Below are 21,889 nucleotides of genomic sequence, written 5' to 3' on the forward strand. Positions count from 1 at the left end.
AGTGGCGTACTCAGTGCGCCGTGGTCATCGAGTCCTCCGCTGTGTTCTCCGCTGCGGCGACGTGCGCGACCGTCCGCAGGAAGCTGTCCGGGTTCAGCGAGATCGAGTCGATGCCGTGCGCGACGAGGAACTCGGCGTTGTTGACGATGAACTCCATGCGGGCCAGGCCGACCCCGGCGGCCGGCAGCCGCCACCACCGGAAGGCCGCCTTCGGGCGCGAACGCATCATCGCGTCCGACTTCGGGGCCGCCCGGTGGTCGCGCGGGATGCGGTCGCGCGATCCCGGGACGTGCTGACGCCCACCATCTTCTCTACGACGATCGGCTCGCCCTCGGCGACGTCGACGCCGAGCCCGCGGAACGCGAGCCCGCGCAGTTCCGTGCGACGATCGTCGCCTGCAGAGCCCCGACCCGTGGGTCCGCGTGCGAGACGAGCCTGCGTGACGAGGACCTCGACGCCGGAGTACCCGCCCGCGGACTGCACGGCGAAGCGTACGGCGGCCACGTCTTCTGGGACGAAGTCTTCGTCTACCCACTGCTCACCCTGCGCCGGCCGGCCCTGAGCCGGTCTCTGCTCGGCTATCGCCACCGCAGGCTCCCGCAGGCCCAACGCGCGGCGACGGCCGAGGGACTCGACGGCGCGTTGTTCCAGACCACCGGCGACGCCGACTACCTCGCCGAGCAGGGAGCGGATCTCATCGTCGGCGTCGCCCGACTCTTCGCTTCGCTTGCCGAGTGGGACAACGCCCGCGCCCGGTACTCGATCCACGGCGTGATGGCGCGGCCAGACCCCGAGGCCGGCGAAGGCCTCGCCGTCACGCCCGAGGAACTCCAGCGCTGGGCGCACATCGCCGCCCATCTGCGCACCGGGGACAAGAGGCGGGCCGCGGCACTCGCTCGAGCACCGCGGCCACGCCTGACCGGGCTTCGGGTTCCCGGTCCCCCTTTTTCCCCTTCCCGCGCTCTCAGATCACCGACCAGCCCGCATCCGACGGCAGGATCGCACCGTTGACGTTGGCCGAGTCGTCACTGAGCAGCCAGGTGATCGCCGCCGCCAGCTCCTCCGCCGTCGCCGGTTGCGGCACGTTGGTCTGCATGTACGGAGCCATCCGCTCGCCGGCGAACGCGGAACGGAACTCCGCCTGGATGTTCGTCATCGTCGCGCCGGGAGCGACGGCGTTGCAGCGGATGCCCTTCGCGCCATAGAAGAACGCAGTGCTGCGGGTCAGCCCGTTCACAGCGTGCTTGGACGCGGTGTAGGCGGCGCCGGCGGCCGAACCCCGAAGAGCCGCCTCGGACGAGACGTTGACGATGGTGCCCGCGCCGCGCTCCAGCATTCCCGGCAACACCGCCCGGGTCAGCCGCATCACCGCGGTCAGGTTCACCCGTAACACCCGGTCCCAGACCGCGTCCTCCACCTCTGCGGGCGGGAGGAAATCGTCCATGATCCCCGCGATATTGGCCAGCGAAGTGATGTGACCGTCTGCGGTCTGCATCACTCGGGCGACGACATCCTCATCGCTGACGTCCCCGGCGACGGTCATGAGCCGGTCGGAGCCGTACTCCTCAGCGAGGCTCGCGAGCCGCGGCTCGCTGATGTCCGTCGCGACGACGGTGGCGCCCTCCGCGAGCAGGCGGACAGCGGTGGCCTTGCCGATCCCGGATCCCGCGCCCGTCACAACGACGCGGGAGTCCGAGAAGCGGTCCTCGACGATATGCGTCGACATCCTGCGCGGCCGCCGTCAGGCCTTGGACCCGGTGGTGATCGGGATCTTGGTCGGCGCCGGCAGCTCGGCGAACGGGACGTCGACCTTCAGCACGCCCTTCTCGAACGTGGCGGCGATCTTCGCCTGGTCGCTCTGCTGCGGCAGAAGGATGCGACGGTAGAAGCTCTGGCTGGACTCGCGGACGACGTACTTCTTGTCCTTGTCCTCTTCCTTCTCGTGCTTCTCCGCCTGGATGACCAGGGCCCCCTCATCGATGTTCACGGAGACGTCGTTCTCGTCGAAGTCGGGGAGGTGGACCTCCACGATCATCTCCTTGTCGTCCTTCGTGTAGATGTCGGTCGTCGGCAGCTTCGTGCGGCGCGACCCCAACATCCCGTCCTCGAAGAAGTCCCGCTCCATCCGGCTGAGCTCGGCGAACGGGTCGAAACGGACCAGATTGCGTGCCATGACAGTGTCCTCTCTCATCGGTCTCCGTGAACGACGCTGCTACCGTACGGCGGCGCAAGGGCGCAACACTGGGTCGAAGGTCCCGCGCATCGGAGGGACCTTCGACCCGCAGCCACGACGGCGGCCCGCACCCTGCACGAGCGCATCGCAGCGGTCGACGCCGTCCAGCGTGTCGCGGGGGTCCGCACCGTCGCCGACGAGCTCCGGCTTCCCGATCCGGGATCCGAGCCGCACGACCACCGACTCGCGGCCGCAGTCGACGCAACCCTTGAGTGGACAGCGGGAGTTCCGCACGAGGGCATCCACGCGGATGTTGAGGGCCACGATGTCGTCCTGACGGGCGAGGTCGACACCCGCAGGCCTCAGGCGTCGGCACCCGGATCGCCAGGATCAACGCATGGCTCACCGCAAAGCCAAGCGGTTACCCCTCGCAGGCCGTGTCGCCGCGGTCACGGGCTCCACCCGCGGTCTCGGTCTGGCAATGGCGCGCGTACCGGGGTCGTATCGTCGCGCAGCGACAGTCACGTCAGGACGGCGGTGGACTCGCTCCGGGCCGAGGGCTACATTGATCGGAGTCCCGTCGTCGGATCGTAATCGGCGTGGGTAATGGACCGCAGCTACGTGCTGGACGTTTCGGCGAAGTGATCGTCCGGTGCCGAGTGCGTGTCGATTGCGATCTCGACGAGTCTATTGACCGCCTCGGGAAGCGTGGGGACGATGATCGTGAGTCCCGGCTTCCACCAGGCTGTTACAACGAATCCGGTGTCCGACCGCACGATCGTCCCTATGCCCTCCGCCCCGTCGCCGTCTTCCTCGAACAGGACCAACGAACCACCCTCGTACAGCGTGAACCGCCGCCCCCGCGTCTCGAACTCGTCGACTCTGTTCAGCACCATTTCATTCACCCCGCTCTCAGACGCACGGCTGAGCCTGTGGGGAGGGGACTCTGGCGAGGGTTCGAACCCGAAGGAGACTCGGTCGTGCTACCTGCGTTGCGATGACATGATAAAAGCGCCGGATCAGTATGGAAACACCGGATCAGCGACCATTTCGCCAAACGGATTGCGGGTGCGTGATCTGGCTCATGCGGCCCCCGCATCTCCGAGGTGGCTCGCGTCACGCGACCCCCGTCGCTGTGACGCGAGCCGGCCACCGGTCGCGATCATCCACCCCGCTTCAACCGCAGGTCCAGGTCGCGACGGTGACCGCCGATCCCCGATCAGCTTGCGGACCGCGACGGATCGGCCGTCCATGTTCACAGTGCCACACCAGACCTCGCTCCGATTAGGGCTTAAGGCCCGGCGCACTTCCCGCGACCGCCCGTACCGCACCTTTCGAAACGCAAACTCAGGCCGTCGATTTCGTTGACATGGGTTTCTCCTCCCATAGGGGTGACGGGGAAACGTGAGGGCCCGAGGCGTACGGGACGCCCGGGCCACTTCCCCGGCTCCCGCTCATCCGCCCGTCAACGGGCCGACCTGCAGGAGAGGAGCGGATTCCTCGGTGCACGCTGTGAACGAATGGTCTTCGATGAACAACGAGGTGCGGGATCCGGGTGGGTAGACACGGAAACCGTCCGCGGGCTGAGGCTTGCACGCATCAGTCGGATAGTTCGCAGCGTTGGCCACCATGAGAAGCGCGTGTGCCGTCGCTCCGGGCCGCAACTCGACCACGGGATGCGGCGCGGTCCGCATGAAGACCGCGGCAGCACCCAATTGCGTGCCGTTGCCATTGCCGACGAAGGACACACCGGGCCAACCTTGCAGGGCGCACGTGTTCGTCCCCGTGTTGGTCAGCACCAGCGTGACACCCACATGCCCGGCCGCGCCACCTTCAGCCGGGCCGAGGGTCCCCGTCAGCTTCGCGGTCTCACATTGCCCTAGCGTCGGCGTCGTCGGCACGCCCCCTGTCGGCCCCGGCAACGGCGCGGCGGAGCCGGTGGCGCGCGGGACGGTGCTCGACGGACTCGGGACAGGCTGGACGGAGGCGGTCGACGAGGACGCGGGACCGCTGTTCTGCGCGCAACCGGCGAGAGAGACGACGAGAGCCGCGAGCAGAACTGCGGTACGCGAACGAGACATGATTCCTCCCAACGTCGACTGCACGCTAGCGGACGGAGCATGTCCACGAACGGGGCGAAAGTCCCCCCGCATCACTCCGGCACGACGCTCAGGTCGGGCTTCCCGTTGGTCCGGGATCACGCCGAGAATGAGCGGGTGAGCAGTCATTTGGGCCGATATGAGCAGGTCGGTGAAGTCCTCGCACGCCACGGTCTCGGCTTCCTCGCTGAAGTCATGGGCGTCGGCCGCTGGTTGGGCAACCAGCGCGCGCCCGGCGCTGACCGCCGCGACCGGACGACGACACCGGTACGCGTGCGCCTGGCGTTGGAAGACCTCGGGCCCACCTTCATCAAGCTGGGCCAGCTCCTCTCGACCCGCTCCGACCTGTTGCCGCCGGCGTACCTCACCGAGCTTTCGAAGCTTCAGGACGCAGCACCCGCTGTACCGCCCGGGGACGTCCTCGACACGATCCGAGCAGAACTCGGCGCCGGTGTGGAGGAGCTGTTCGCGGACTTCGACGTCGTCCCCCTCGCGTCGGCGTCCATCGGGCAGGCCCACGCCGGGCACTTGCACGACGGAACGCCGGTGGTGGTCAAGGTGCGTCGACCGGGCGTCGTCGCCCAGGTCGAGGAGGATCTGGAGATCGTGCAGAGCCTCGCCCGGCAAGCGAGCCGGCGGTGGGAGCGCGTTCGCGGCTATGACCTGGAGGGGATCGCGCAGGATTTCGCCATCACTCTCCGGGCCGAACTGGACTACCTGCAGGAGGGGCGGAACGCGGAGAGGTTCGCCACGAACTTCAGTGCCGACCCCGACGTGCTGATCCCTCGTGTCATCTGGGAGAGGACGACCTCCCGGGTGCTGACTCTCGAGCGCATGACCGGCATCAAGATCAACGACCTGGAGCACCTCGATGCGGCCGGCATCGACCGCGCGGCCGTCGCGCGCCGCGGTGCCGACATGGTGCTCACGATGATCTTCCACGACGGTTTCTTCCATGCGGATCCGCACCCGGGAAACCTGTTCGTCGCACCCGACGGCAGCATCGCGCTGATCGACTTCGGCATGGTGGGCGAGGTGAATGAGCAGCTGAAGGACGAACTCGCCGATTTTCTGATCGGGTTCACGCAGGAGAGTCCGTCTCTGCTCGCCTCCGCGCTGTACGCGCTCTCCGTCACCAAGGATGTCGAGAACCGGCCACGGCTCGAACAGTCCCTGGCCGGCTGGGTGTCGCAGTACGCCGGCCGGCCGCTGAGCGAGGTCCGGTTCACACACCTCATCACTCAGCTGCTCGCCATGATGCGCGAGCACCACCTCCAACTCCCGCGGCACATGGCGCTGCTGTTCAAGGTGCTGATCATGGTCGAGGGCCTGGGTGTCCAGCTCGACAAGGACTTCGCGCTGGGCGAAGTGCTCCCGCCGTATGCGCGCCGACTGGTGGAGGACCGGGTCTCTGCAGCCGCCATCGCCCAGCGAGTTCTGCGCGCGTCCGGCGACGCGGCCGAACTCTTCATCGAGCTCCCTCGTCGACTGCGTCGAATCGTCGAGACGCTGGACACGTCCGGGATCCAGATCCATGTGCGCGCCGCCGAATTGGAGCCCCTCGTCGGGCGTGCGGAGCGGATCGGCAACCGACTGGTCGCCGGAATGGTCGTGGCCGCACTCATCAACGGCATCGGTGGTCTCGTCGTCGGAGAGCGCAAGGGACGATCCTGGGTGACCGTGCTGATGACCGCAGGTCTGAGCTCCATCGGATCGCTCGTCGGCTACCTCCTGTGGACCAGCCGACGCCACGACTGAAGCTTTCGAACTTCACCAGGCCGCCGGCGGCATTGTCCTGAGCAATCCTCGGGGGTACGTTGAGCGTTGTTCCAGCGTCAGGAGCCGACTATGAGCTCGAACGACATCCGTCCATTCCGCGTCGAGATTCCCCAAGAGGAACTCGACGACCTGAGACGACGCATTCTGGCGACGCGATGGCCGACCGAAGAGACGGTGAGCGACGCCTCGCAGGGCGTCCAGCTCGAGACGATGCAGGCCCTCGCCGACTATTGGGCCACCGATCACGACTGGCGGAAGGTCGAGGCGCGGCTGAACTCTTACCCGCAGTTCCTGACCGAGATCGACGGCGTCTACATCCACTTCTTGCATGTCCGTTCGAAGCACGAGGACGCGCTCCCGATGATCGTGACGCACGGCTGGCCGGGTTCGGTCATCGAACAGCTGAAGATCATCGAGCCCCTCACTGATCCGGAGTCGTACGGCGGCACTGCCGCAGATGCGTTCCACTTGGTCATCCCGTCCCTGCCGGGCCACGGGTTCTCCGGCAAGCCGACCGGCACGGGCTGGGACCCGATCCGCATCGCGTCGGCGTGGACCGAGCTGATGGCGCGCCTCGGATACACCCGCTACGTGGCCCAGGGCGGCGACTGGGGCAACGCCGTGACCGAGCAGCTGGCGCTGCAGAAGCCGGCCGGCCTGGTCGGCATCCACACCAACATGCCCGCGGCCGAACCCGATGCGATCTCGGCGATCGTGCCGGGCGGTCCCGAGCCGGCCGGCCTATCGCCCGACGAGAAGCAGGCGTGGGATCAGCTCGTCTACTTCTGGCTGCACGGCCTCGGCTACGCACAGGAGATGGCCGGTCGCCCCCAGACGCTCTACGCCCTCGAGGACTCCCCGGTCGGCCTGGCAGCCTGGATGCTCGACCACGACCCCGCCAGCGAGGCGATGATCGCCCGCGTCTTCGCCGGTGGCGCGGAGGGTCTCACCAAGGATGACGTGCTCGACAACGTCGACCTGTACTGGTTCACGAAGACCGCGGTCTCCTCTGCGCGCCTCTACTGGGAGAGCAAACTCTCGTTCTTCGGACCGAAGGGCGTGACGCTCCCGACCGCGGTCAGTGCGTACCCCGACGAGATCTACACGGCTCCCGAGAGCTGGGTCCGCGCCGCGTACCCGAACCTGCTCCACTACAACCGGCTGCCGAAAGGCGGCCACTTCGCCGCATGGGAGCAGCCGGACTCCTTTGTGAGCGAGATGCGCGCGTCGTTCGCGACGCTGCGCTGACAAGCGGCGCGCGCCGAGACGGCGGTGTCCACATTCAGGTGAAGGAGAAAGACGATGAGCATGATCGATGAAGCCTTGGCGGCCAATGCGGTCGCCGCTGCGGACTACGACGCGAGCCACGCGGGGCCGCCGAAGCCCAAGATCGCGATCGTCACCTGCGCGGACCCGCGCCTCAGCGGCGTCCTGCGACTGCTCGGACTGGATGAGGCCGACGTCGACATGATCCGCAACGTCGGCACGGTGATCGACGACGACTCGATCCGTTCGCTGGTGATCTCCACCCGCGTGCTCGGTACCAAGGAGATCATGATCATCAACCACGACGGCTGCGGAATGACCACCTTCACCGATACGGAACTCGAATCGCGGCTGCGTTCGGAGTCCGGCGAGTGGCCGATCGCCCCCGCCCGGTTCTACAGCTTCACCGATCCGGTCGAGAACACGCGCGAGCAGATCCGCAAGACGCGGTCGCATCCGTGGATCGCTGCCGACGTGCCCGTTCGGGGTTTCATCTTCGATGTCAGTACCGGGCTGCTGTCCGAGGTGGTCGCCGACGGCACGACCGCTGACGCCGGGTAAGAGCTCCGATCGTGCCGAGCGAGGCAATGCAGCGACTGCTGCGCGCGCTGAAGCAACGCCAAGCGGAGTCTCCGCCGGCAGCGCCGTCGCTCGCGGACGAGCGCGCGGGTTTCGCCCCGGCCGGTCCGCTGCATCCGATCCCCGACGACGTCCGGGTGACCGCGGTGTCGGCCGACGGGGTGCCGGCTCACTGGCTCGACGCCCCCGGAGCGGACAGGGACCGGGTGCTGCTGTTTCTGCACGGCGGCGGCTATCGACTCGGTTCGCTCCGAAGCGACGGGGAACTGGCGGCACGACTCGGGCGGGCCGCCGGGATGCGCGTGCTGTTCCCCGAATACCGGCTGGCTCCCGAGCATCCGTTTCCCGCTGCCATCGACGACGTGCTGGCCGTTTGGAGGTGGCTCCATACCGGGCCGGGGACAGCTCCGCGCACCGCGGCGGTCGCCGGTGACTCGGCGGGTGGTGGGCTTACGGTCGCGCTGCTCACCGCGACGCGCGACGCCGCCGAACCCGAGGCTCGGGCGGCCGTGCTGATGTCGCCGACCGTCGATCTGACAAGCTCGGGCGCGTCGATGTCGGAGCGGATCGACCAGGACCCGATCTCCACGCCGGAGCTGTTGCAGCAACTCGCGGCCGACTACCTGGCCGGAGCGGACCCGCGAACGCCGCTCGCCTCCCCCTGTTCGCCCCTCTCGCGGGCCTGCCGCCACTGCTGATCCTGGTCGGCACAGCCGACCTGCTGCTCAGCGACTCCCAACGATTGGCCGAGGCCGCCTCGGACGCGGGCGTCGACGTCGAGTTGCACGTCGGCGATGGGCTGCCCCACGTCTATCCGCTGATGCTGGGCACTCCCGAGGCCGCCGCAGCCACGGAACGAATCGGCCGGTTCCTTCGCGAAAGAGTCGCGTGACGCCCGAGCCTTCGGCGCCCGAGTCGAGTACGCCCGCGGGGAGGGCCTCAGAGCCGGCAGCCCCCTGTCGCGAGGTAGTCGTGCACCATCTTCACGACGCTCGCCCCCTCGCCGACCGCCGCCGACATCCGCTTGACCGATCCGCTGCGCACGTCGCCGACGGCGAAGACGCCCGGAGTGGAGGTCTCGAAGGGCTGGGAGCGCGAGTCGTCGGCGCCCGACCGCGGCCCGGTGAGGAGGAACCCATGTTCGTCCCTGCCGATGCCGGGGCCGAGCCACTCCGTCGCGGGCGCCGCCCCGATGAAGACGAACAGGTGCGCGGCGGCGAGCCGATCGCGCGCGCCGGAAGGCCGGTGCTCGACGGTGACGGATTCCAGCATGGTTCCTCCGGCGGCCTCCACGACTTCGGACTCCAGGTGCACAGAGACTCGCGGGTGAGCCTGGACCTGAACGACCAGGTACCGTGACATGTCCTTGCCGAGGTCGTCCCCACGCACGACGAGGTGGACGCGAGACGCGGTACCGGCGAGGAATACCGCTGCCTGCCCGGCAGAGTTGCCTCCGCCCACCACGACGACCGGGTCGACTCCGCACTCGCGCGCCTCGTTGATCGTCGCCGCGTAATAGACGCTCGTGTACTCGAACCGGTCGAGGTTCTTCGCCGCCAGACGGCGGTACTCCATTCCGGACGCGACGACGACGGCCCGGGGGGACACTGTCGTTCCGTCGGAGAACCGGACGGCGAGCCCCTCCCCGGCGGAGTCGAGGGTCTGGGCGAACGCCGGCGCGAAGACGGTCGCCCCGAACTTGACTGCTTGAAGGCGGGCGCGCTCGGCGAGCTCCGCCCCTGATATCCCCGAGGGGAATCCCAGATAGTTCTCGATCCGGGCGGACCGCGCCGCCTGCCCTCCGGTGGCGACGGCGTCGGAGAGAACGACGGACAGTCCGTCGGAGGCCGCATAGACCGTCGCGGCCAGACCAGCCGGCCCAGCGCCCACGACCAGCAGATCACAGGTGGCGCGGGGCCGTGCCCTCCTGATACCGAGGGCGTCCGAGACGTCCGCGACGGAGGGGTTGCGCAGGACACGCGAGCCGGCGAGGATGACGACCGGCAGATCGGCGATGTCGAGGCGCAGCCTCCGCACGATGACCTCCGCCGCCTGGTCGCTCTCCAGGTCGAGCAGCCGGTGCGGTATCCGGTTGCGCGCTGCGAAGTCGAGCAACCGGCGGGTGTCCGGGGAGAATCGCGAACCCACGATGCGAACCCCCGCGCCCAACCCGATCGCCATCGACCGCCGGATGAGATACGCGCGCAGGATGATCTCGCCGAGCAACGGGTCGCCGGTGACGACCCGCTCCAACGCAGGGATCGGCACGGCGAGAACCCTACCGCTCCCCAACGCGGCGATCGTGACGAAGGAGGGCTGACCCTCCAGCAGCCCGATGTCGCCGACGAAACGGCCGGGCCCGTGCACCTGGACCTGCCCAGTCCGATCGCCATCGTCGATGATGACCTTTCCCTCGACCACCGCGAAGAACGATTCGCAGGGCTCGCCCGCGCGCGCGAGGATCTCCCCTCCGCGACGTCTTCGGTGGTGCCGTGTTCGCCCAGGGCCTGCAGCTGAGCCGGGGTGAGCCGAGGGTACGCCCCGAAAGCATCGGGCGTCTCGGCCGCCGACGGGTCGGCACGGGCAGCGCTCACCACACGTAGTCCTCGTCGAAGTAGCACCACCGCCAGTCCTCGCCCGGCTCCAGGGAGCGGACGATCGGATGGACGCCGTGCAGTGCATGCGCCCGGGCGTGCTTCATCGGAGAGGAGTCGCAGCAGCCCACCTTCCCGCACGTCAGGCACAGGCGCAGGTGGACCCACGGCGTTCCGAGCGCCAGGCAGTCCTCGCACGCGCCCGGCGTGCGCGGAGCCACGGGGCGGATGTAGGCGATGTGCGGATCCCTACGAGCGATCACGGTGGCCCCCTCCTTCCTCGGCCTCTCCGGCCTTCCTCTGCGCCCGCCGGCGCTGCAGCATCGCATCATCGAACCAGCGGCGCAGGACAGCGACGGGCGCTGCCCCCGCCTGCCGCGCGATGACCTCCCCGTGATCGAGGATCATCAGGGTCGGCACGGCCTGCACGGAGAACCGGGAGGACAACCGGGGCGCCCGATCGACATCCACCTTGACGAGCTTCACCTCGCCGGCCCGCTCGGTCGCCAGTTCCACCAGCACCGGGCTCACCATTCGACAGGGCCCGCACCAGGTCGCCCACATGTCGACGATGACCGGCGGATCCGCCTTCACCGCGATCTCCGCGAATGTGTCGTCGAGAGCGTCGACGATCCACGGCAGAGGTTGGTGGCAGTTCGCGCAGCGCGGCCGCCCGCTCGCAGCGACGGGAACGCGGTTCTTGCGCCCGCAGTTCGGGCAGCGGATGACGGTGGTCGCCTCGAGGGTGGTCATACGGGGACCCCGGCGTCCGTGTCAGCCGGCGCCGGCGCCTCGACTGCGTCGACGACGATGTCGCCGTCCCGCACGTCGATGCGCACGGTCGAGCCGTCCAGAACCGTGCCGGAGAGCAGCGCCCTGCCCAAGCGCGTCTCGATGTCGTGCGAGATGTACCTGCGCAGCGGCCTCGCGCCGTACAGCGGGTCGTAGCCGCGCTCCGCGATCAGGCGGCGCGCCTCCGGTGTCACTTCGAGCCCGATCTGACGTTCTGCGAGCCGGCGCGCCAAGTCGCCCATGAGCAGGTCGACGATCGATTCGATCTGCTCCAGGCCGAGGGGGCGAAGATGATGATGTCGTCCACCCGGTTGAGGAACTCCGGGCGGAAGCGGCTGCGCAACTCCGCCAGCACCAGCTCCTTGACGTCCTGTGGAATGTCTCCGCCGCTGTCGCGGGAACCGGTCAACAGGTGTTCGGCCCCGATGTTGGACGTCATGATCACGATGGTGTTCCGGAAGTCGACGGTGCGCCCCTGACTGTCGGTGATCCGTCCGTCGTCGAGCACCTGCAGCAACGTGTTGAACACGTCCGGATGCGCCTTCTCGATCTCATCGAAGAGGACGACGCAGTACGGGCGGCGGCGTACGGCCTCAGTGAGCTGGCCGCCTTCGTCGTACCCGATGTATCCCGGAGGTGCTCCCACCAGCCTGCTGACCGTGTGGCGCTCCTGGTACTCGCTCATGTCGAGCCGGATCATCGCGGACTCGCTGTCGAAGAGTGCGCTGGCCAGGGCTTTCGCGAGCTCCGTCTTCCCGACTCCTGTCGGCCCCAGGAAGATGAAGGAGCCGATCGGCCGGCGCGGGTCGCGGATGCCCGAGCGGGCGCGGATGATCGCCTCGGTGACCAGTCGCACCGCCTCCTCCTGGCCGACGACGCGCTCGTGGAGGACCTCGTCGAGCTTGAGCACCTTCGCGCGCTCGCCCTCCTGCAACCGGGCGACGGGGATACCGGTCCAGGCAGCGACGATCTCCGCGATCTCCTCCTCGGTCACGACCTCGCGAAGGAGCCGCTGCCGGCCCTGTTTCGATTGGAGCCTCTGCTCCTCGGCGGAGAGCTGTCGCTCGAGTTCGGCGAGCCTGCCGTAGCGCAGCTCGGCCGCACGGTTGAGGTCGTAGCTGCGCTCGGCGTCCTCGGCCTCGCGACGCACCTTCTCGAGTTCGCCCCTGAGCTCCTGCACCTTGCGGATCGCCTGACGTTCCGCCTCCCACTGGGCACGTTTCGCGTTCGCTTCCGCTTGCAGATCGGCGAGTTCGCGGCGCAACTCCTCGAGGCGGAGCCGGCTCGGCTTGTCCTTCTCCTTCTCCAGGGCGGCCTCCTCGATCTCCAGCCTGGTCACACGCCGGGTGAGCTCGTCCAGGTCGGCGGGCATCGAATCGATCTCCGTCCGCAACCGCGCACAGGCCTCGTCGACGAGGTCGATGGCCTTGTCCGGCAGGAACCGGTCGGTGATGTACCGGTGCGAGAGCGTCGCTGCCGCCACGAGCGCATTGTCCTGGATCCGGACTCCGTGGAAGACCTCGAGGCGTTCGCGCAGCCCGCGGAGGATCGAGATGGCGTCTTCGACGCTCGGCTCATCCACCAGAACGGTCTGGAACCTCCGTTCGAGCGCCGCGTCCTTCTCAATGTGCTGCCGATACTCGTCCAAGGTGGTCGCGCCGATGAGATGGAGCTCACCACGAGCGAGCATGGGCTTCAGCATGTTCCCCGCGTCCATCGCGCCCTCGGTGGCTCCGGCGCCGACGAGGGTGTGGAGCTCGTCGATGAACAGGAGGATGCGCCCCTCGGCGGCGACGACCTCGGCCAGCACCGCTTTCATCCGCTCTTCGAACTCACCGCGATACTTGGCGCCGGCGACGAGTGCCGCCAGGTCGAGCTGGAAGATCGTCTTGTCGCGGAGCCCTTCGGGGACGTCGGTGCGCACGATCCGCTGCGCCAGCCCCTCGACGATCGCCGTCTTGCCGACGCCCGGCTCTCCGATCAGCACCGGGTTGTTCTTCGACTTGCGCGACAGGATCTGGATGACGCGGCGGATCTCGGTGTCCCGCCCGATGACCGGGTCGAGACGGCCGGACCGCGCGTCCGCCACGAGGTCGCGGCCATACTTCTCCAGCGCCTCGTAGGTCTGCTCGGGAGTCGCGGAGTTCACGTGCTGATTGCCGCGAACGGCCGTCAGGGCCCGGAGGAAGCTCTCCCTGTTCACCCCGTTGCTCTGCAAGAGGCGCGCAGCGCCACCGCCGCCGGGATCGTCGGCGAGCGCGAGAAGCAGATGCTCGACCGAGACATAGGAGTCCTTCAGGCGCGTCGCCTCCCGCTCGGCACGGTCGAGCGTGGCCGCCAGGGCTTTGGAGAGGAACACCTGACCGGGCGTCGCCCCTGGGCCGGTGGTGCGCGGTTTCCGTTCGATCGCCTGCTGCACCTCGGTGAGCAGGACGGGCAGGTCGACCCCCGCCGCTTCGAGCAGCCGGGGGATCAGGCCGCCTTCCTGGGTGAGCAGGGCGAGCAGGAGATGCTCGCTCTCGGTCTCCGTCTGCCCGTTCCGGCTCGCGATGCTCTGGGCCTCTTGCAGGGCCTCCTGGGACTTCTGGGTCAGCTTGTTCATCTCCATGGCGGAGTCTCCCTTCCGGAGCGGACGACCGATCGCCGGCCCTCGAGCACGTCGATTCGGGCGAGCAGGTCGATGACGAGTGCGACGCCCGCGTAGTTGAGCGCCAGGTCCGCGTGCAGCCGCACGATCCGCCGGACCTGCTCGGGTGCGTCCGGGGCGAACCACAGCCGTCCTGACGCGTCCGCGCGCGCGGGAACGAGCCCGAGTTCGACGAATCGCCGGACCAGTTCGGGATGCACCCTGGATGCTGCGGCGACCATCCCGAGGTCGAGGCGGGGCGGGAGCACGGGGAGCAGCGGAGAGCTCATGATGACGACCTCGGATCGTAGGAGGATTCGCGCTTCAACTGCTCGAAGAGCTCGCGTTCGCGGTCGGTGGGGTGCGGGGGCACCATGATCTTCACCTTGGCGAACAGGTCGCCGGGCTTCCCACCCGGCTGAGGCATCCCCTGGCCCTTCAATCGCAGCCGGCGGCCACTCGACGAGCCGGGGGAACGCGCACCGTGATCGGGCCGCCGGGCGCCCGTGTCGAGACGCTCGCGCCCAAGGCAGCCTCCCAGGGAGAGACCAGCAGGTCCATCTCGATGTTCTTGCCGTCGAGGCGGAGCCGCCGGTCGGGCCTGACCCTGAGGGTGATGACCAGGTCTCCCGCCCCGCCGTCCTGTCGCCCGGGTCCTCCGCCGCCGGAGACGCGGATGCGCTGCCCATCCAGGGCGCCGGGCGGAATCCGGAGGTCGAACGTCTGACGCTCACCGTCCGGGCCGGCGAGGACGACCGTTCGGGGACCTCCGCGGAACGCCTCTTCGACCGTCAGTTCGAGCTCGGCCTCGGAGTCCATCCCGCGACTGGAGCCGAAGACGTCGCCGAAGAGGTCGTCCCAGTTGACCGAGGCGCTCCCCGGGCCGGCTCCCGCCCGGGCGCTGGACCAGCTGAATCCCGACGCACCCGGCCGGGCTCTGCGCGCGCTCCGCCGCCTGCGCCCCCGGCGGCCTGGGCGGCGTACTCCTGCTCGGCCCCCGCATATCGACGGAAATCCGGTCCGAACCGGTCGTACTGGGCGCGCGACTCGGGATCGCTCAGCACGTGGTACGCCTCGCTGATCTGCTTGAACCGGTCTTCTGCGCCCGACTCCTTGTTCACATCGGGGTGGTACTTACGTGCCAGCTTGCGGTAGGCGCGTTGAATCTCCTTGGCGTCGGCCGTGCGCGAGACGCCGAGCAGCTGATAGTAGTCCTGTGCCACGGCGTCACTCCCGGGTTGCGGTGACGACGACGCCGGCCGGGCGCAGAAGTCGATCGGGAGTCCCGAACCCGAGCCGGGTGACCGCCACGACGGTCCGCGGTTCCAGGTCGTCCCTGTCGGCGACCGACACGACCTCGTGGAGGCGCGGATCGAACGGCACGCCGACCTCGTCGATGCGAGGGTAGCCGAGGCGCTCGAGGGCGGAGACTGCCTGCTCCCGGATCGACTCGATGCCGTCGCCGATGGGGTCGTTGACCTGCTTCGCGTACGTCACCGCATCCGCGAGCCCGTCCACGACCGGAAGGAAGACGGAGGCTGCGCGAGCGCGCTCGGCGTCGCGGGCCAGGGCGAGTTCACGGGCGGCCCGTTTGCGCGCGTTGTCCAGGTCAGCGGCGGCGCGGCGCCAGCGATCCTCGAGCTCCGCAAGGCGGACGTCCCGTTCGTCCTCCGGGGTCGGCTCCGCCGTCGTCTCGGCCCCGTCGACCGACGCGAGCGGCCCATCGCCGCCCGAGTCGCGTGCATCCCGGCTCTCCATGTCCGGGGCCTTCAGTTCCGATCGAACTCGGCGTCGACGACGTCGTCGGAGTCGTCGGTGTCGTCGGCTGCTCCGGCGCCGCCCGAGGGCGACGAATCCTGAGGTGCACGGGCGACGGACAGCGCGGCGTCCATCTGCCGCAGCTCGCTCGTCAGCTCCCGCGCCTCGGATGCGGAGACCTCCCGTTCGACGGCCTCCCTCGCCTGTCCGACCAGCATCTCGGCGCGCGACCGTTCGTGCGCCGGCGCCGTGTCGCCGTGCTCCGCAAGCGCCCGCTCGAGTCGGTAGGCAGCGGCGTCCAGTTCGTTCCGCGCGTCGATGTCCTCACGCAGTCGCTGGTCTTCAGCGCGGTTCTGCTCGGCCTCGCGTATCATCCGATCGATCTCGGCCTGATCGAGGGTCGTGGTGCCGCTGATGGTGATGCCCTGCTCCGCCCCGGTGTCCTTGTCGCGCGCGGTGACGTTGAGGATCCCGTTGGCGTCGATGTCGAACGTGACCTCGATCTGAGGCTCGCCCCGCGGGGCCGGCCTGATGCCGGTCAACGTGAACCGGCCCAGCACCCGGTTGTCCGCAGCGCGTTCGCGCTCCCCTTGGAGCACGACGATCTCGACCGAGTCCTGGTCGTCCTGCGCGGTGGAGAAGACTTCGCTCCGACGCGCGGGGATGGTGGTGTTGCGCTCGATGATCGGCGTCATCACCCCGCCCCGCGTCTCGACGCCCAGCGAGAGCGGAGTCACGTCGAGCAGGAGGACGTCGCTGACTTCGCCCTTCAGCACTCCCGCCTGGATGGCCGCGCCGATGGCGACGACTTCGTCCGGGTTGACGGTCATGTTCGGGTCTTTGCCGCCCGTGAGTCGCTTGACGAGGTTCTGCACGGCCGGGATCCTGGTCGAACCACCGACGAGGATGACCTCGTCGATGTCGTTCTCGGTGACCTTGGCATCCTCCATCGCCTGGCGCACCGGTCCGAGGCAGCGCTCGACCAGGTCGGCGGTGATGTTCTCGAACGTGGCTCGCTTCAGTGTGGTCGTCAGGTGCTTCGGCCCGGCGGCGTCCGCCGTGATGAACGGCAGGCTCACCTGCGTCTGGCTCACCGTGCTGAGCTCGACCTTCGCCTTCTCCGCCGCCTCGAACAGTCGCTGGAGGGCCTGTGGGTCGTTGCGGAGATCGATGCCGTTCTCCTTCTGGAACTCGTCGGCGAGGTAGTCGACCACGCGGCGGTCGAAGTCGTCGCCGCCGAGGTGCGTGTCGCCCGCGGTCGAGCGGACCTCGACGACGCCGTCGCCGACGTCGAGCAGGCTCACGTCGAAGGTGCCGCCGCCGAGGTCGAACACCAGGACCGTCTCGTGCTCCTTCTTGTCCAGCCCGTATGCGAGGGCGGCCGCCGTCGGCTCGTTGATGATCCTGAGCACCTCGAGTCCGGCGATGCGCCCGGCGTCCTTCGTCGCCGTGCGCTGCGCGTCGTTGAAGTACGCCGGAACGGTGATGACGGCCTCGGTGACCTTCTCGCCGAGGAACTTGCCGGCGTCGTCGGCCAGCTTCCGCAGGACGAGGGCGCTGATCTCCTCGGGGGCGTACAGCTTGCCCCGGACATCGAAGCGGGCTTCGCCGCTCGGGCCGGCCACGACGTCGAAGCCGACCGCCTTCGCCTCCGCTTCGATCTCGTCGAAGGATCGCCCGATGAAGCGCTTGGCCGAGGAGATCGTACCCTTCGGGTTCAAGATCGCCTGGCGACGGGCGAGCTGGCCGACGAGCCGCTCGCCCGTGTCGGTGAAAGCGACGACCGATGGAGTCGTGCGAGCGCCCTCGGTGTTCGGGATGACCTTCGCCTCGCCTCCCTCCCACACCGCTATCACCGAGTTCGTGGTGCCGAGATCGATGCCGACTGCCTTAGCCATGTGAACGCTCCTTCTGTCTGATCAATCGCCCGACGGCGGTTCGCTGCTGCGGGTGGGCTCGTCTTCCGCCCGCGACGAGATCTCCACCCGCCGCGGACTGCTCGACTCGTCCACGGGGACGAGCAGCGTCAGCACACCGTTTCCGAGATGGGCGGTCAGTCCCGAGTCGTCGAGGCTGTCGCCGAGGAAGAGCCGGCGGATGAACTCTCCGCGGGGACGCTCGTCGATGAGGACGAGGTCGTCCGGCGCGAATTTCGGCCGGCGTTGGACGGTGATGGTGACGACGTTGCGTTCGACGCGCACGTCGATGTCGCGGATGTCCACACCCGGCGCGTCCGCTATCACGATGTACTCGCCTCCGCGCCGATACGCTTCCAGCGGCACCGCGAAGGTACGCCGGTTGGCGCCGAGCGCCTGCTCGACCGCGCGATCGACATCGCGAGACGTGTCGAACCCCATAAGACTCACGAACTCCTCCTTCACGGACGGACCCCTGCGTGCTCTCGATACGGAGTCTTCGCCTGCGGAGCCGTCGCCTCATCGGCCGAGCGGGGCGAAAAGGAGACCCGGGGGTTGCACTGTCAGAGCAAGCGGATGGGGGCTACCGTTCACCGCGATGGACGCGTCGACTTCTCCGAACGATGTCGCGCAGCCCGGCAGCGCCCCGAAGGCACGCCCCGACCTGTACGACATCTTCAGGGTGGGTTCCGCGATGTTCGAGCATCCGTCCAACCGGCGAACATTCCGCCTCGCAAGGGAAGCGGCAGAGGAGATCGCCGGTTGCGCCGTTCAGGCCGTGTACGTCACCTCGCACGGGCACCTCGTCCGGTATTCGGGCCGCGAGGATCACCGACTCGATCTTCTCGTGGAAGCCAGAATGGGGATCGACGGCGACCTCGCGGACGAGGGGGCGTGGTGCTTCGCGCTCTTCTTCCGCGGGACCGGCAAGGTGAAGGGAGCCTTCGTCCTCCAGGCGCCCGGGAAACCGTCGGGAGCCGAGCTGCGTCTCCTCCTCGCGCTCGCGGAGCCGACGGGCGCCGCGCTCGCGGCGGCCGAGCTCATCGGCCGCGAACGCCACCAGGCCAAGGAATTGCGGCGACTCGGGAAGGCGCACGATGCCTCCAACCGCGCAATGGCCGCCACGATCGTGCAGTTGAACGCGCAGCAGCAGATCCGCGACTCGATCGTCGCTGCGGCGGGCTCTGGAAAAGGAGAGGCGCAGATCGTCGAGACGGTGAGCACCATCACGCGGCGGGCGGTCGTGCTGCAAGACTCCTTCGGCAATGAGCTCGCACTCGTCAACGCCGCAGACGCCACGGAGTCTTCCGCGATGACCGCGTCCGTCGACAACCTCTCGACCGCTGGACGCACGAGTACCGGCTGGCGGTCGACGGTGATCCGCTCCCGAGGTGAGACACTCGGCGTCCTCGGCATCTACGATCCGGACAACAGCAGGAGCGACGACGATCGATTCGCGGTCGAGTACGCCAGCGCAACGATCGCGGTCGAGCTCGCCCACCGGCGGAACGTCGCAGAAGTGGAAATCCGGCTCGGTCGCGATCTGGCGGACGACCTCGTCGCTGGCGGCGACGTGGTCGACGGTCTCGCTCGTGCAGAGGCGCTCCACTTCGACCTCGGCGGCCTCCAGCGCGCGGTGCTCGTCGCCTGGGAGTCGCCCACCCCGAACGGAGTCGATGTCAGTGCCGCTGTTCGCTACCAGCTCGCGGCGATGCATGTGCCTGCGCTGATCTCTCGCCGGCCGGAGGCGACGCTCGCCGTCGTCGCGGACGGCTCCGACCTCTCGAAGCTGTATGGGAGGGTTTCGGCCGCCCTGACCAGCGTGCGAGGCTCGATCGGCGTCGGGGGCCGGTGCACGGCCCAGGAGCTCCCCCGCTCGTTCGCGGAGGCGGGCCGGGCACTCCGCATCCGGGCCGAATCACGGCAGCCGCTGGGCCTCTCGAATCACGACGATCTCGGCCTCCTCCGCATTCTCGACACCTCGGACGACGGGGTCCGGCTCGAACGCTACGTGAGCGAGTGGCTCGGCGCACTCATCGACCATGACCGGGAGCACCGCTCCGACCTCGTCCACACGCTGGGGGTGTATCTCGACTCCGGCGGAAACTATGACCGCACCGCGGCCGCCCTCGTCATCCACCGGAGCACTCTGCGCTACCGCCTCGGCAGGATCCGCGAGCTGAGCGGTCTCGACATCGGCGACCCCGAGTCCCGGCTGAATCTGCACATCGCTGTGCGGGCGCGGGGCGTGCTGACCGGCTACCTCCGCTGAGCATCGCCGGACCCTCGCCCGAAACGGAAGACCCAAGGAGCCTCCCCGGCCAGATCAGGAAGCGTTCAGCGGCTTCGATGCGGACGACGGACTCGTCGATGTCCTCGAGGAACCCGAGCGCTATCGCCGTCCCCTCCACCGGCGAGATACCCTCCCCCTCTTTGGGCGCGCGGAAGGACCGAAGCGTCGTACGCCGATCGAAGAGGATCGCCTCGTCGTCGAGTGCACCGGTTTCGATGCACGTGACGCTGCTCACCGCATCCGCCACATCGTCCGGGTACCCCCGCATCAGCCCTTCGTAACCGCCGTAGGGGACCAGGAGGACGAAATGCCGCGCCGCGCCGCGCAGCGCGTCGAGCGCGTCTCGGACGCCGGGCGCAGTCGGATCGAGCACCTCGCTGTGCAGCGACCGCAGCTCGGCGATGACGGCGCGGTCCTCCGCTTCGGTGAAGCCGTCGGCGATCATCCGACCGAGGGCTCGGGTCTCGGCGGAGGTCCGATCGGTGACCCCGCCGGCGAACGAGCGGCGGGGAATCCGGAAGCTCATTCCGAGGATCGGCAGCGAATCGTGAGCGCTTGCCGGAACCTCGCTATCGGCGGGGAGCCGCTCCGAGACCCGCTCCCGCGCGTTCAGTGCCTCGCGGAGGGCGGCGGCGAGCGACACGATCCGCGACGGCGGCACCGGTTCTCGAAGCGGGCGAGCGTTCTGAGCTGCATCCCGGCTGCTGATCGTCGCCTCGAGTCCTTCTGTAGGCGGGCCCTCTCGTGGGTCGGTCCCGGATGAGCCGTCGAGTGCTTTCAGCTGTGCGCGGTCGATGAAGTCGAGCAGCTCCGCCGACCCGACGCTGCCGGACGCCGAGCTGTTCGTCTCCCACAGGTCCCATCTGCTGAACGGCGTTCCCGCCTGCACGACGTCGCGTGCCGCGAGGATGTCGCGCCAGGATCCGTCCGAGGCCAGGATCGCCTCCAGGCCCGGGTCGGCCGGATAGCGCTGATCGTTCGTACCGGCGAGGTACTGGAGCCATCCGGACAGGACCAGAAGACCCGCCCGGACTTCGCAGCGAGCGGACCCCTCCGGGTCCGATTCGAAGAGCCGGCGGAGCTCTTCCGCCGCCCGCGTCGCGACCTCCGGCCTCTTGGCGTCGAGAGCGAGCTTGACCAGCTCGACCATCGCCCAGATGCCGCGCGATCGCAGACCCTCGCTCGCTGACGTGTCCGGGTATGTGGTGAGGTTCTGGACGCACGCGAGGATGCGAGGCAGCAGCGCGTCGAACTCGGGTCCGCCGTTCCGGAGAATGTCGGACCACTGCCGCGTGAAACTCCGGAGGCATTCGTCGACGTACTCCGTGGACCCCGTGCCCGGTGCTTCCAGAGCCCGAGTCGTCGCTGCGTCGAGGAAGACCTGTGCGACCTGCGGCGACAGCAGGAGGTCCTGCTCGACCTCGACCATGCTCTGGAGGAGTCCGCCTCGCTGGCCCGGGGATGCCCGTCGAGACGCGACCGAATGCTCGTGCTCGGTCATCCACACTCCTCGCACGACATGCCCGAGCAGCTCCAGCGCCCGCTCGGCCGTCGCCAGAGCACCCGACCGCAGGGTGGTTCCGATGGCGTCTTTCAGAGCGGCGATCTCGTGTTCGGTCTCTTCGTACGGGGTGACCGCTCCCGGTGCCTCCAACTCGATGCTCGACTGGAGGAGTCGGACGATCCGTCCTGTCGTGGCCGCTTCGAGGCGGGCCGACGTGACGACGCGGAACGCGGTGTCGCCGAGCCGGGTACGGTCCCCCGGGCGGATGTCGAGCAGGATTCGCGGAGCGACGTAGTCCTCGGCGGGGCCGCGATCCGCCGATCCGCGGCCGATCGCCGGCAGACCGAGCGACGCGATCGCCTGGCGGACGCCCTTGGGCTTGATGGCTCGCACGATGCGCCCCGCCTCGGGAACCGGCACGTTCAGTGTCGAGACCGCGCGCGCGGAGGTCCGTGGAGCCGACTCCGACGCCAGCAACTCGTCCAGTCCCTTCCTCGTGTCGGCATACCG

21 protein-coding genes and 2 pseudogenes are annotated in these 21,889 nt (G+C 68.7%); 7 read left to right on the forward strand and 16 right to left on the reverse strand.

Translation table 11 applies throughout. The annotated features are described in order from the left end of the window. Positions 1–10: 10 nt before the first annotated feature. Entirely contained in the window at positions 11–229 is a 219-nt protein-coding gene (locus ACQ86L_RS09300; protein WP_434318996.1) for a hypothetical protein, read from the reverse strand. Between the two features lie 248 nt (positions 230–477). Between ACQ86L_RS09300 and ACQ86L_RS09305 the strand changes: the two genes are divergently transcribed. Beyond that, entirely contained in the window at positions 478–1,011 is a 534-nt protein-coding gene (locus ACQ86L_RS09305) for a hypothetical protein (RefSeq protein ID WP_434318865.1), read from the forward strand. On the opposite strand, the gene ACQ86L_RS09310 is transcribed toward ACQ86L_RS09305, so the two are convergent. After that, complete coding sequence (locus ACQ86L_RS09310; RefSeq protein WP_434318626.1) at positions 965–1,726, reverse strand: SDR family NAD(P)-dependent oxidoreductase; 762 nt, start codon at positions 1,724–1,726, stop codon at positions 965–967. The genes ACQ86L_RS09305 and ACQ86L_RS09310 overlap by 47 nt on opposite strands. A 15-nt stretch (positions 1,727–1,741) precedes the next feature. After that, complete coding sequence (locus tag ACQ86L_RS09315; protein ID WP_434318627.1) at positions 1,742–2,173, reverse strand: Hsp20/alpha crystallin family protein; 432 nt, start codon at positions 2,171–2,173, stop codon at positions 1,742–1,744. 144 nt (positions 2,174–2,317) lie between these two features. Between ACQ86L_RS09315 and ACQ86L_RS09320 the strand changes: the two genes are divergently transcribed. Next, on the forward strand, positions 2,318–2,767 hold the full coding sequence (locus tag ACQ86L_RS09320) for a BON domain-containing protein (protein WP_434318866.1): 450 nt from the start codon (positions 2,318–2,320) through the stop codon (positions 2,765–2,767). 23 nt (positions 2,768–2,790) lie between these two features. On the opposite strand, the gene ACQ86L_RS09325 is transcribed toward ACQ86L_RS09320, so the two are convergent. Further along, positions 2,791–3,069: a hypothetical protein gene (locus ACQ86L_RS09325; protein ID WP_434318628.1), complete on the reverse strand. Its 279-nt coding sequence runs from the start codon at positions 3,067–3,069 to the stop codon at positions 2,791–2,793. 558 nt (positions 3,070–3,627) lie between these two features. Then, positions 3,628–4,074, reverse strand: a complete 447-nt coding sequence (locus tag ACQ86L_RS09330) for a DUF4232 domain-containing protein (RefSeq protein ID WP_434318629.1) — start codon at positions 4,072–4,074, stop codon at positions 3,628–3,630. 219 nt (positions 4,075–4,293) lie between these two features. On the opposite strand from ACQ86L_RS09330, the gene ACQ86L_RS09335 reads away from it, so the two are divergent. The 4 genes and pseudogenes from ACQ86L_RS09335 to ACQ86L_RS09350 all read left to right on the forward strand — a co-directional run bounded on the left by ACQ86L_RS09335 (position 4,294) and on the right by ACQ86L_RS09350 (position 8,788). Then, complete coding sequence (locus ACQ86L_RS09335) at positions 4,294–6,030, forward strand: ABC1 kinase family protein (protein WP_434318630.1); 1,737 nt, start codon at positions 4,294–4,296, stop codon at positions 6,028–6,030. Between the two features lie 90 nt (positions 6,031–6,120). Next, the gene (locus ACQ86L_RS09340) at positions 6,121–7,299 is read left to right on the forward strand and encodes an epoxide hydrolase family protein (RefSeq protein WP_434318631.1); all 1,179 of its coding nucleotides are present in this window, start codon (positions 6,121–6,123) and stop codon (positions 7,297–7,299) included. 54 nt (positions 7,300–7,353) lie between these two features. Next, positions 7,354–7,878, forward strand: a complete 525-nt coding sequence (locus ACQ86L_RS09345; protein WP_434318632.1) for a beta-class carbonic anhydrase — start codon at positions 7,354–7,356, stop codon at positions 7,876–7,878. A gap of 26 nt (positions 7,879–7,904) precedes the next feature. Beyond that, positions 7,905–8,788 (forward strand): annotated as a pseudogene (locus tag ACQ86L_RS09350) (alpha/beta hydrolase). Between the two features lie 47 nt (positions 8,789–8,835). On the opposite strand, the gene ACQ86L_RS09355 reads toward ACQ86L_RS09350, so the two are convergent. The 11 genes and pseudogenes from ACQ86L_RS09355 to ACQ86L_RS09405 form a co-directional block, all read right to left on the reverse strand. After that, positions 8,836–10,317 carry an FAD-dependent oxidoreductase gene (locus ACQ86L_RS09355; protein ID WP_434318633.1) on the reverse strand — a complete coding sequence of 494 codons (1,482 nt, stop codon included), beginning with the start codon at positions 10,315–10,317 and terminating at the stop codon, positions 8,836–8,838. A 169-nt stretch (positions 10,318–10,486) separates the two neighbouring features. After that, a complete protein-coding gene (locus tag ACQ86L_RS09360) occupies positions 10,487–10,753 on the reverse strand; it encodes a UBP-type zinc finger domain-containing protein (protein WP_434318634.1) in 267 nt (88 codons plus the stop codon). Beyond that, entirely contained in the window at positions 10,740–11,243 is a 504-nt protein-coding gene (trxA, locus tag ACQ86L_RS09365) for a thioredoxin (RefSeq protein ID WP_434318635.1), read from the reverse strand. The genes ACQ86L_RS09360 and trxA overlap by 14 nt, the downstream gene beginning before the upstream one ends. Further along, positions 11,240–13,890 (reverse strand): annotated as a pseudogene (gene clpB / locus ACQ86L_RS09370) (ATP-dependent chaperone ClpB). Before clpB ends, trxA begins: the two are co-directional and overlap by 4 nt. Then, the gene (locus ACQ86L_RS09375) at positions 13,881–14,198 is read right to left on the reverse strand and encodes a chaperone modulator CbpM (protein ID WP_434318636.1); all 318 of its coding nucleotides are present in this window, start codon (positions 14,196–14,198) and stop codon (positions 13,881–13,883) included. Before ACQ86L_RS09375 ends, clpB begins: the two are co-directional and overlap by 10 nt. Beyond that, positions 14,195–14,335 (reverse strand): hypothetical protein, encoded by a 141-nt coding sequence (locus tag ACQ86L_RS09380; protein WP_434318637.1) that lies wholly within the window; start codon positions 14,333–14,335, stop codon positions 14,195–14,197. The genes ACQ86L_RS09375 and ACQ86L_RS09380 overlap by 4 nt, the downstream gene beginning before the upstream one ends. Positions 14,336–14,346: 11 nt before the next feature. Further along, positions 14,347–14,727, reverse strand: coding sequence for a J domain-containing protein (locus tag ACQ86L_RS09385; RefSeq protein ID WP_434318638.1), 381 nt, complete (start codon positions 14,725–14,727; stop codon positions 14,347–14,349). Next, positions 14,700–15,131 carry a DnaJ domain-containing protein gene (locus tag ACQ86L_RS09390; RefSeq protein ID WP_434318639.1) on the reverse strand — a complete coding sequence of 144 codons (432 nt, stop codon included), beginning with the start codon at positions 15,129–15,131 and terminating at the stop codon, positions 14,700–14,702. Before ACQ86L_RS09390 ends, ACQ86L_RS09385 begins: the two co-directional genes overlap by 28 nt. A 4-nt stretch (positions 15,132–15,135) precedes the next feature. Continuing rightward, positions 15,136–15,666, reverse strand: a complete 531-nt coding sequence (locus tag ACQ86L_RS09395) for a nucleotide exchange factor GrpE (protein WP_434318640.1) — start codon at positions 15,664–15,666, stop codon at positions 15,136–15,138. Positions 15,667–15,677: 11 nt separating this feature from the next. Next, entirely contained in the window at positions 15,678–17,564 is a 1,887-nt protein-coding gene (gene dnaK, locus ACQ86L_RS09400) for a molecular chaperone DnaK (protein WP_434318641.1), read from the reverse strand. 21 nt (positions 17,565–17,585) lie between these two features. Then, positions 17,586–18,047, reverse strand: a complete 462-nt coding sequence (locus ACQ86L_RS09405; RefSeq protein WP_434318642.1) for an Hsp20/alpha crystallin family protein — start codon at positions 18,045–18,047, stop codon at positions 17,586–17,588. A gap of 133 nt (positions 18,048–18,180) precedes the next feature. Between ACQ86L_RS09405 and ACQ86L_RS09410 the strand changes: the two genes are divergently transcribed. Beyond that, entirely contained in the window at positions 18,181–19,854 is a 1,674-nt protein-coding gene (locus ACQ86L_RS09410; protein WP_434318643.1) for a PucR family transcriptional regulator, read from the forward strand. The last annotated feature ends 2,035 nt before the right edge of the window (positions 19,855–21,889 follow it).

The organism is Leifsonia sp. P73 (genome assembly GCF_051059105.1).
GTDB lineage: Bacteria > Actinomycetota > Actinomycetes > Actinomycetales > Microbacteriaceae > Leifsonia.

Bases quoted from the DNA above. Each gene is read 5' to 3' on its own strand.
- ACQ86L_RS09300 (WP_434318996.1), bottom strand. From the start codon at position 229: ATGATGCGTTCGCGCCCGAAGGCGGCCTTCCGGTGGTGGCGGCTGCCG.
- ACQ86L_RS09310 (WP_434318626.1), bottom strand. From the start codon at position 1,726: ATGTCGACGCATATCGTCGAGGACCGCTTCTCGGACTCCCGCGTCGTT.
- ACQ86L_RS09315 (WP_434318627.1), bottom strand. From the start codon at position 2,173: ATGGCACGCAATCTGGTCCGTTTCGACCCGTTCGCCGAGCTCAGCCGG.
- ACQ86L_RS09325 (WP_434318628.1), bottom strand. From the start codon at position 3,069: ATGGTGCTGAACAGAGTCGACGAGTTCGAGACGCGGGGGCGGCGGTTC.
- ACQ86L_RS09335 (WP_434318630.1), top strand. From the start codon at position 4,294: ATGTCCACGAACGGGGCGAAAGTCCCCCCGCATCACTCCGGCACGACG.
- ACQ86L_RS09340 (WP_434318631.1), top strand. From the start codon at position 6,121: ATGAGCTCGAACGACATCCGTCCATTCCGCGTCGAGATTCCCCAAGAG.
- ACQ86L_RS09345 (WP_434318632.1), top strand. From the start codon at position 7,354: ATGAGCATGATCGATGAAGCCTTGGCGGCCAATGCGGTCGCCGCTGCG.
- trxA (WP_434318635.1), bottom strand. From the start codon at position 11,243: ATGACCACCCTCGAGGCGACCACCGTCATCCGCTGCCCGAACTGCGGG.
- ACQ86L_RS09375 (WP_434318636.1), bottom strand. From the start codon at position 14,198: ATGAGCTCTCCGCTGCTCCCCGTGCTCCCGCCCCGCCTCGACCTCGGG.
- ACQ86L_RS09380 (WP_434318637.1), bottom strand. From the start codon at position 14,335: ATGCCTCAGCCGGGTGGGAAGCCCGGCGACCTGTTCGCCAAGGTGAAG.
- ACQ86L_RS09385 (WP_434318638.1), bottom strand. From the start codon at position 14,727: ATGGACTCCGAGGCCGAGCTCGAACTGACGGTCGAAGAGGCGTTCCGC.
- ACQ86L_RS09395 (WP_434318640.1), bottom strand. From the start codon at position 15,666: ATGGAGAGCCGGGATGCACGCGACTCGGGCGGCGATGGGCCGCTCGCG.
- dnaK (WP_434318641.1), bottom strand. From the start codon at position 17,564: ATGGCTAAGGCAGTCGGCATCGATCTCGGCACCACGAACTCGGTGATA.
- ACQ86L_RS09410 (WP_434318643.1), top strand. From the start codon at position 18,181: ATGGACGCGTCGACTTCTCCGAACGATGTCGCGCAGCCCGGCAGCGCC.